The sequence below is a fragment of the Bacteroidota bacterium genome (assembly GCA_016213405.1).
In the GTDB taxonomy this organism is placed as follows: domain Bacteria; phylum Bacteroidota; class Bacteroidia; order Palsa-948; family Palsa-948; genus Palsa-948.
In genome coordinates, this window is the sequence record JACRAM010000061.1 from 47,969 (window position 1) to 55,251 (window position 7,283).

Genomic DNA, 7,283 nt, shown 5'->3' on the forward strand with positions numbered 1-7,283 from the left:
GTGTATAATGAATCCTGAATCAAATATTGAGTTGTCGGTAGTTTCTACCATTTATAATGATGAACGAATTGTCCCCTTGCTTGTAGAAGAAATTATTTCTGCTATAAGACCAATCGAAATTTCTTTCGAAATTATTCTTATCAACGATGGCAGCGCTGATACTAGCGATGAAGCTATAAAAAAAGTATGCGAAAAATATGATTTTGTTAAAGGACTCTCGCTCTCTAGAAATTTCGGGCAGCAAATAGCAATGAGTGCAGGCATGCGCTATGCAACAGGTAAGTACATTTTAATTATGGACGGAGATTTGCAGAATCCTCCATCTGCAATTCCCCTGCTATATAATAAAATTAAAGATGGGTGTGATATTATTTATTGCATATCCATCCAGAGAAATAATTTTTTTGATAGAATTACTTCAACAGTGTTTTGGTTTCTCTTGGTGAAAATATTTAAGGTTGATATTATCAAAAATCAATTGATGATGAAAATTATGACCCGGAAATTTGTTGAAGAGTACAGCAGGTATGATGAAGTGAACAGGACAGTGTCAGGCATCGTAAAGGACATTGGTTTAAAATACGACACCATTGAGGTTGAAAATAATAAAAGGTATTCCGGTAAAAGCAATTATAATTTTTTAAAACGCTTCAACTTAATGATTGACATAATAATCAGCTTGAGTACGGCTCCTCTTAATTTCATGATTTATTTTGGTTGTTTGATTTTTGTTTTCACAGGAGTTGCATCTGTATATTATTTATTTAAATATATATTCTATGATATTACGCCTGGTTTTACTTCCATCATATTATTGCTTCTTTTCTTCGGAAGCGTTATTATTTTAATGCTCGGTTTCATTGGCAGGTATCTGTCCAATATTTATTCTGAAGTAAGGAGAAGACCTTTGTATATCATTCATAAAAAATATAATCTTAATGGCGATTAATTAGTATGAAGAAAAAAAAGATTGTTGTTTTTGGTGCGGCAGGTTTTATCGGAACTTATCTGATTGATGAACTTCTGAAACAAGGGCATGATGTTGTGGCATCTGATATCAGCGCTATTGGAGAAAAATATTACCGTGAGAATAAGATTCAATACGTGTCCGTTGACATTACGAGTAAGAACGATTTTGAAAAATTGAATAATACCGAATACGATGCTGTAATTCATTTAGCGGCTCTGCAACCCGCAAATTTTAGTTCTGATAATTATCAACCGCAGGATTATATTAATATAAATGTTGTTGGCACATTAAATATCCTTGAGTTTTGCAGAAAAAAAAATGTAACAAAAATTATTTATGCCAGCTCGCACAGAAATACTTCCGGCTTATGGATTAATAACAAAGCCATCAAAGAAAGCGATGGAAGGTCGCTTCAATACGATGGAGAATATTCCATGTTCAGTATTTCTGAAAGCGCGGCTCAGGATTGTGTTGAATACTACCGGGCTAATTATAATCTGCAGGGAATAATATTCCGTTTGCCACCGGTATATGGCTTCGGACCCCATCTGGAAATATTTAAAAACGGCAAACCGTTAAAAACAGGTTTTCAGACATTCATTGAAAATGCCATGGCATGCTTGCCCCTTGAAATATGGGGAGATAGCAGCATAGGCAGAGATATAATTTATGTGAAGGATGTTGTATCCGCATTCATGAAGGCACTTGAAAACGAAAAAGCAGGTGGTTTGTATAATATCACTTCTTCTTATTGCCTTACGTTGCGCGAAGAAGTTGAAACCATTGCGAAGATTTTTTGGGGAAGCGAGTCAAAACCAATATTCATTGAACGCCCTGAAAAGATCCATACAATGGATTCTTTTCTTTATGATAACAGCAAAGCAAAGCTGGAGTTGGATTGGTGTCCGCAATATAATTTTGAAAAGATGCTGCTCGATTATAAAAAAGAAGTAGATGGCAACAGATTTGGTTTTCTGATAGAGAAAAGGAAAAAAATGTTTAAGGAGAACTGATTTTTTTTATTTTTATAACACTAACCGTTTTTAAATAACTCATCATGTATAATCTTCTGGGAATAGAATTAATGGGGGATAATGTCAGAGACAAACTAAGGTCGTGCGGAGAAGGAGTGAAAATTAATCCTATGGCAAAAATTGTCCGCCCACAGGTGGTTGATTTAGGTTCTCATTGCAGGATAGGGGACTTTGTATTTATTTTTGCCGGTGAAGGAGTGAAAATAGGTGAGCACACAGATGTTCAGCCCCATACTATTTTTTGGGGAGGTGGTTTAACAATTATCGGCAGCAGGGTTTCTACTGGACCGGGAACTGTATTTTTATCCGCCACCTATTCGCATGCAAAAGGATTGAAAATGGTAGATGGCTTGGGCGAAGGTTCTGCAAAAGCAATTGGAGGAAAGTGCATCATAGGTGATGATGTTTATATTGGAGCAAGAAGTGTGATCATGCCGGTAACCATTGGCGAAGGAGCCGTAATCGGAGCAGGAAGTTTTGTAAATAAAGATGTAGAGCCATGGGCGATATATGTAGGAAGCCCCGCCAAAAAAATAAGCGAAAGACCAAGGTGATAATCCCCGCCATTATTTTACCGTTGTACGAAACAAAATCATTGTATATTCGCACTCTTAATTATTAATCGTTAATATTTTATTATTATGGAAAAAGGAACAGTAAAGTTTTTTAATGATGCAAAAGGTTTTGGTTTCATTAAAACAGAATCAGGAAAGGAACTATTCGTTCACTCTTCAGGTCTTATAGACAAAGTGCGCGAGAATGACAACGTCACCTTTGATGTGCAGGAAGGCAAAAAAGGTCCGAACGCTGTTAACGTTAAGTTGGCGTAACCAGCTTTTTCAGCAAAGACAAATCTTTTATCTGAGCATTCTTCTCTCTACGAATAGGGGAGGAGCATGGTGTCTTTTGCCCTATTGCTGCTGCGTGGATAATAGTCGTATCTTTGAGCACTTTCTTTGAAGATTGTGGATTGTACCCAATCTCTTTGTGATACCCTCCTGACAAGTAAGTTCACATTACAATTTTCTTAAAAGTTATAAATTGAAAAGCTGATTGGCATTTGCCATTGAGCGATTTCATCAATAATAATTTAACCCGTTGCAATAGCTTCGGAAATAAAACAAAAAGTAATATGACATTTGAAAATTTAAACTTACTGCCTCAGATTCTTACTTCTCTGAAAGCCAAAGGATACATCATCCCCACGCCTATACAGGAAAAATCCATTCCTCACATACTGGAAGGAAAAGATATTTGTGGTTCTGCCCAAACAGGCACCGGGAAAACCGCTGCCTTCGCTTTGCCGATTCTCCAACTCCTCTTTAATAGTAAAGCGCATCAGCGAAAAGGAATCAAAGCGCTCATCCTTGCGCCAACACGCGAACTTGCCCAGCAAATCAGCGACAGCTTTCGCGATTACGGAAGAGGACTTCATATCAAACACACTGTAATTTACGGAGGAGTGAGCCAGCGCCCGCAAACAGATGCATTGCGCACAGGAGTTGATATTGTGATTGCAACACCCGGCCGTCTGCTCGATTTAATTAATCAGGGATATGTCCGTTTGGGCACAGTAGAGTTTTTCGTTCTTGACGAAGTAGACCGCATGCTTGACATGGGCTTCATCAACGATATCAAAAAAATCATTCACGAGCTCCCGGCAAAAAAGCAAACCATTTTCTTTTCCGCTACCATGCCAACTACAATAAAAAAACTTTCTGATTCTCTGCTTCAGCACCCCGTAATGGTACATGTGAACCCCGGCTTATCAGCCGCAGTAAGCGTAAAGCAGTTTGTTTATTTTGTTGATAAAGGAAGTAAAAAAGATTTGCTGAAAAACTTTTTAACCCAGGAAGTCAAACCGCACGTGCTTGTTTTCACCCGCACAAAACGCGGAGCGGATAAACTGGTGAAAAGCCTGATAGCTGACGGAATAAAAGCAGAAGCCATTCACGGAGATAAAACACAGGGCGCACGCCAGCGCGCGCTGGCAGCGTTCAAAAAAAGAACCGTCAGCATGCTGGTGGCAACCGATGTGGCTTCCCGCGGGTTGGACATCACTGATATTTCTCACGTCATCAACTTTGATTTGCCTGAAGATGCAGAAACTTATATTCACCGCATCGGCAGAACAGGCAGGGCAGGAGCAACAGGCATAGCCATTTCATACTGCTCGCAGGATGAGCGCGGCTTGCTTCGCGATATTCAGAAACTTGCCAAGAACCATATTGAGGTGGTTTCCACACCGCCATTCGCTAAATCATTATCGCATCATGAGCCGAGGCATTATGAATCAAGACATGAATCAAGGCATGAACCGAGGCACGAACCAAGACATGATTCCAGACACGAGCCAAGACATGAACCAAGGCGCGAACCAAGGCATCATCAATCAAACGGGAGTTCAACTCCAAGCCACAATCAGAACCGCTCCCATAATCCCCCTGACCGAAATGGCAGTGCTGATGGAAAAAAATTCTTCCCAAAGAAAAAGCGATGGAACAATAACTGGAAAAAAAAGAGAAACAATGAGCGCTCGTTTGATTAAACAGCTTACCTGAGTTTATTAATAGAAGATTACTCTTCTTCCCAACAGAGTTTCCGTTTTCGGGACTTGGATTTGTTGTGCGCAAAAACACTCTCAAGGAGTCCTTCTGACCATTGGGTTTTCTTATTTTCTCTCGGCACTAATTCAACGGTAATGATTTTGTTCCTGAAAACCTTTGAATGGCTTTTAATAAACAATCCGCCATTTCCGTTTATGGTTTTACGTGTTACCAAAACATGATACTTTTCTTTTTGCTCAAACCGGTGATGAAGCAGGGGTTCTTCTAATTTATATTTTGCAATCCATTTCCGTATCGTCTTCTCGCTTATTTTCCTTCGGCTTACAGATATTTCCTTTGCAATTTGCCGGTAACTCAGCCCCTCAAGAAATAATTGAAGAGCCACGAAACGGTACTCTTCAAAAGTTTCTCTCCTTTTTGTGAGCGTGAACTGACCATTACAAAGTCCGCACTTATAACGCTGGCTTTTTCTTGCAAAACCATACTTATGGCATTTTTCAGAGTCGCATTTGGGGCATCTTATCTGTTTAGCGAGTTCCATATTTATAGCAAATATACCATTCTTTTATTCCCTGTCTCCAAAATGAACTTTCCACCTAAAATTTTCATGAACATGAATTAACTTTCACCCTGTAATCTAAAACACAGCAATGTTTTTTTTACTCCAATACATAGTTACACTAACTAAAACAAAATTTATGTAATGCACTCCCTTGAACACGATGCGGAAACACTCGCCTCCGTATTGCATAAAGAAGAAGAGCTTGATGCGGCACGCATCAGATACATAATGGCGTATGACAATTGCTGTTATATTTTTATGACTGACGGCAGAAAGATTTTTGATAACAAAACAGTAAAGCATTACGAAACCATTTACTGTTACAAAGAATTTTACCGCATCCATCACAAATACCTTATTAATACTGCCGGTGAAATAATAATCAAGCCGCTGAGCGCGAGAAAATACATGGTAATACTGCCCTGCAATACCGAACTTGAAATATCCTACCGCAGAAAAGATGGCTTTATATTGTATCTGGCAAACAGAAAGCGCTTGAACTGCGACCGCATGAATGAACTTTTTGTTAATAACCGCCCTGTTTCCTGTTAACAACAACGCACTTACTATAATTTGCTTGACAACACCTAAACCCTAATTACATTTGTACAATTATTTTTTTTGTAAATGCTCTCGTTGCGAAAACTACCCGAACATGAAAAAGAAAAACAAACTGCTGAAGAACCTGATGCTAAGCGATAAAATGAAATTAATTGAAGAAATGATAATGCGAAATGAATTGATTCTTTTTGATGAAAAGGCAAGTACATTATACACACAACCTGATTTTGGAAACAACAATTTAAAATGCGTATGCAAAAACGGAAAATCTGTTCAATTGAATCTTTGTAAATAATTATGTAATACATTTGAGGTAAACCAAAACCTCAAATAAAATGAAAACAAAACTTTTAATCACCGCCAGCATTTTAATGTTTAACACTGCAAACATAAAAGCGCAAGTGAATTACGAGAATACATATACCGTTGTAAACGGAAGCGAAGAGTTATTTCTAACTAATCTCGGGAATAATAATTATAAATATGTATTTTGGAATTATTATCAGAATAAATTTAGTTTATATAATTTAAATCATTCTCCTTATTTATTAAATATTTCTCCTCCTCTAATATCTGATACGGCACATTTTATTGGATATATTACAACAACATTATTTGATTGTGATAGTACCAATATAGAATATGCAGTAATGACCCAATCGCCTGACATCACTAAGAAATTTTATATCTATAGGACAGATGGAACACTTGTTTTTTCAAGAGATAGTGTCACAGTTCAATATTGCTTTGGTTGCAATGTTGGAAGTGTGCAATATAATGGCATTGTAAATACTCCTGCTGGTACAAAATTATTTCTCTTCAACGGAAGCAACCAACGTTTTATTTATGGTCTTTGCGGTACTTTGCCGGAAAATATTACAGAGATAAATCAATCGAGTTCTTTTGTAAAAGTTTTTCCCAACCCTTCTTCTCACCAAATTAATTTTCAAATTACTCCGCCAAGTAATTATCAGGAATATGAATTAACAATTTTTAATTCAGCATTTCAAACAGTTAAAACAACTGTAATTACGGGAGCAACTACTCAAATAAATATAGATAGCGAATTATTGAGTGCAGGAGTATATTTTTATTCATTGCAAAATAAAAATAAAGTATTTCAAACAGGAAAAATCAATATTATACATTAACAATTAACACAAATCAAATGAAAAAATTAATTCAAACGATAGTAATTGTTGGAATGATGATACTATCAAATTTCAAAGTGAATGCACAGGTTTCAGTAGGAAGTAATTCTGGCGTATCAACTGATTATGTTGGCTGGGACGCAAATCAAAATTTTCCATTAATCATAGCGCAAAAAAGAACAGCAGCACCTCAGCCAATAGATTTTTATACAAATAATACGAAGTATCTATCCTTAACTACAAATGGCGATTTAGATCTTGTCAGTTCCAGTAAAGCATATAAAATCGCTGGCAATACTATTTTAATGACCCCGGCATGAACTCCCTGTGGTCTTGCCACAGGGATGAAATGCCGTTGCGCGAAGCGCAAAAGAGTATGTTTACTTCATGGTAGACACGAGCGAGGAGATATGGTACTGGCATCACAATGTATCGGAG

General features: G+C 37.3%; 9 protein-coding genes and 1 pseudogene. 9 read left to right on the forward strand and 1 reads right to left on the reverse strand.

Features of this window, described 5'->3' with window-relative positions:
* The first annotated feature begins 7 nt into the window (after positions 1-7).
* The 5 genes and pseudogenes from HY841_07295 (at position 8) to HY841_07315 (ending at position 4,243) form a co-directional block, all read left to right on the forward strand.
* The gene (locus tag HY841_07295) at positions 8-949 is read left to right on the forward strand and encodes a glycosyltransferase family 2 protein (GenBank protein ID MBI4930550.1); all 942 of its coding nucleotides are present in this window, start codon (positions 8-10) and stop codon (positions 947-949) included.
* A 5-nt stretch (positions 950-954) separates the two neighbouring features.
* The gene (locus tag HY841_07300; protein MBI4930551.1) at positions 955-1,983 is read left to right on the forward strand and encodes an NAD(P)-dependent oxidoreductase; all 1,029 of its coding nucleotides are present in this window, start codon (positions 955-957) and stop codon (positions 1,981-1,983) included.
* A 44-nt stretch (positions 1,984-2,027) separates the two neighbouring features.
* Positions 2,028-2,558, forward strand: coding sequence for an acyltransferase (locus HY841_07305; protein ID MBI4930552.1), 531 nt, complete (start codon positions 2,028-2,030; stop codon positions 2,556-2,558).
* Positions 2,559-2,645: 87 nt separating this feature from the next.
* Positions 2,646-2,834 (forward strand): cold shock domain-containing protein, encoded by a 189-nt coding sequence (locus HY841_07310; protein MBI4930553.1) that lies wholly within the window; start codon positions 2,646-2,648, stop codon positions 2,832-2,834.
* A gap of 302 nt (positions 2,835-3,136) precedes the next feature.
* Positions 3,137-4,243, forward strand: a pseudogene (locus HY841_07315) (DEAD/DEAH box helicase).
* Positions 4,244-4,581: 338 nt separating this feature from the next.
* Here the strand turns inward: HY841_07315 and HY841_07320 are convergent.
* Complete coding sequence (locus tag HY841_07320; protein ID MBI4930554.1) at positions 4,582-5,112, reverse strand: IS1 family transposase; 531 nt, start codon at positions 5,110-5,112, stop codon at positions 4,582-4,584.
* Between the two features lie 162 nt (positions 5,113-5,274).
* On the opposite strand from HY841_07320, the gene HY841_07325 reads away from it, so the two are divergent.
* The 4 genes from HY841_07325 (at position 5,275) to HY841_07340 (ending at position 7,165) form a co-directional block, all read left to right on the forward strand.
* Positions 5,275-5,685, forward strand: a complete 411-nt coding sequence (locus HY841_07325) for a LytTR family transcriptional regulator (protein MBI4930555.1) — start codon at positions 5,275-5,277, stop codon at positions 5,683-5,685.
* A gap of 103 nt (positions 5,686-5,788) precedes the next feature.
* Positions 5,789-5,989, forward strand: a complete 201-nt coding sequence (locus HY841_07330) for a hypothetical protein (protein MBI4930556.1) — start codon at positions 5,789-5,791, stop codon at positions 5,987-5,989.
* A gap of 40 nt (positions 5,990-6,029) precedes the next feature.
* On the forward strand, positions 6,030-6,845 hold the full coding sequence (locus HY841_07335) for a T9SS type A sorting domain-containing protein (GenBank protein MBI4930557.1): 816 nt from the start codon (positions 6,030-6,032) through the stop codon (positions 6,843-6,845).
* Positions 6,846-6,862: 17 nt separating this feature from the next.
* The gene (locus HY841_07340; GenBank protein MBI4930558.1) at positions 6,863-7,165 is read left to right on the forward strand and encodes a hypothetical protein; all 303 of its coding nucleotides are present in this window, start codon (positions 6,863-6,865) and stop codon (positions 7,163-7,165) included.
* The last annotated feature ends 118 nt before the right edge of the window (positions 7,166-7,283 follow it).

What these genes read in the sequence shown, in the direction of transcription:
- HY841_07295 (MBI4930550.1), top strand. Translation starts at nt 8, where the DNA reads ATGAATCCTGAATCAAATATTGAGTTGTCGGTAGTTTCTACCATTTAT.
- HY841_07300 (MBI4930551.1), top strand. Translation starts at nt 955, where the DNA reads ATGAAGAAAAAAAAGATTGTTGTTTTTGGTGCGGCAGGTTTTATCGGA.
- HY841_07305 (MBI4930552.1), top strand. Translation starts at nt 2,028, where the DNA reads ATGTATAATCTTCTGGGAATAGAATTAATGGGGGATAATGTCAGAGAC.
- HY841_07310 (MBI4930553.1), top strand. Translation starts at nt 2,646, where the DNA reads ATGGAAAAAGGAACAGTAAAGTTTTTTAATGATGCAAAAGGTTTTGGT.
- HY841_07320 (MBI4930554.1), bottom strand. Translation starts at nt 5,112, where the DNA reads ATGGAACTCGCTAAACAGATAAGATGCCCCAAATGCGACTCTGAAAAA.
- HY841_07325 (MBI4930555.1), top strand. Translation starts at nt 5,275, where the DNA reads ATGCACTCCCTTGAACACGATGCGGAAACACTCGCCTCCGTATTGCAT.
- HY841_07330 (MBI4930556.1), top strand. Translation starts at nt 5,789, where the DNA reads ATGAAAAAGAAAAACAAACTGCTGAAGAACCTGATGCTAAGCGATAAA.
- HY841_07335 (MBI4930557.1), top strand. Translation starts at nt 6,030, where the DNA reads ATGAAAACAAAACTTTTAATCACCGCCAGCATTTTAATGTTTAACACT.
- HY841_07340 (MBI4930558.1), top strand. Translation starts at nt 6,863, where the DNA reads ATGAAAAAATTAATTCAAACGATAGTAATTGTTGGAATGATGATACTA.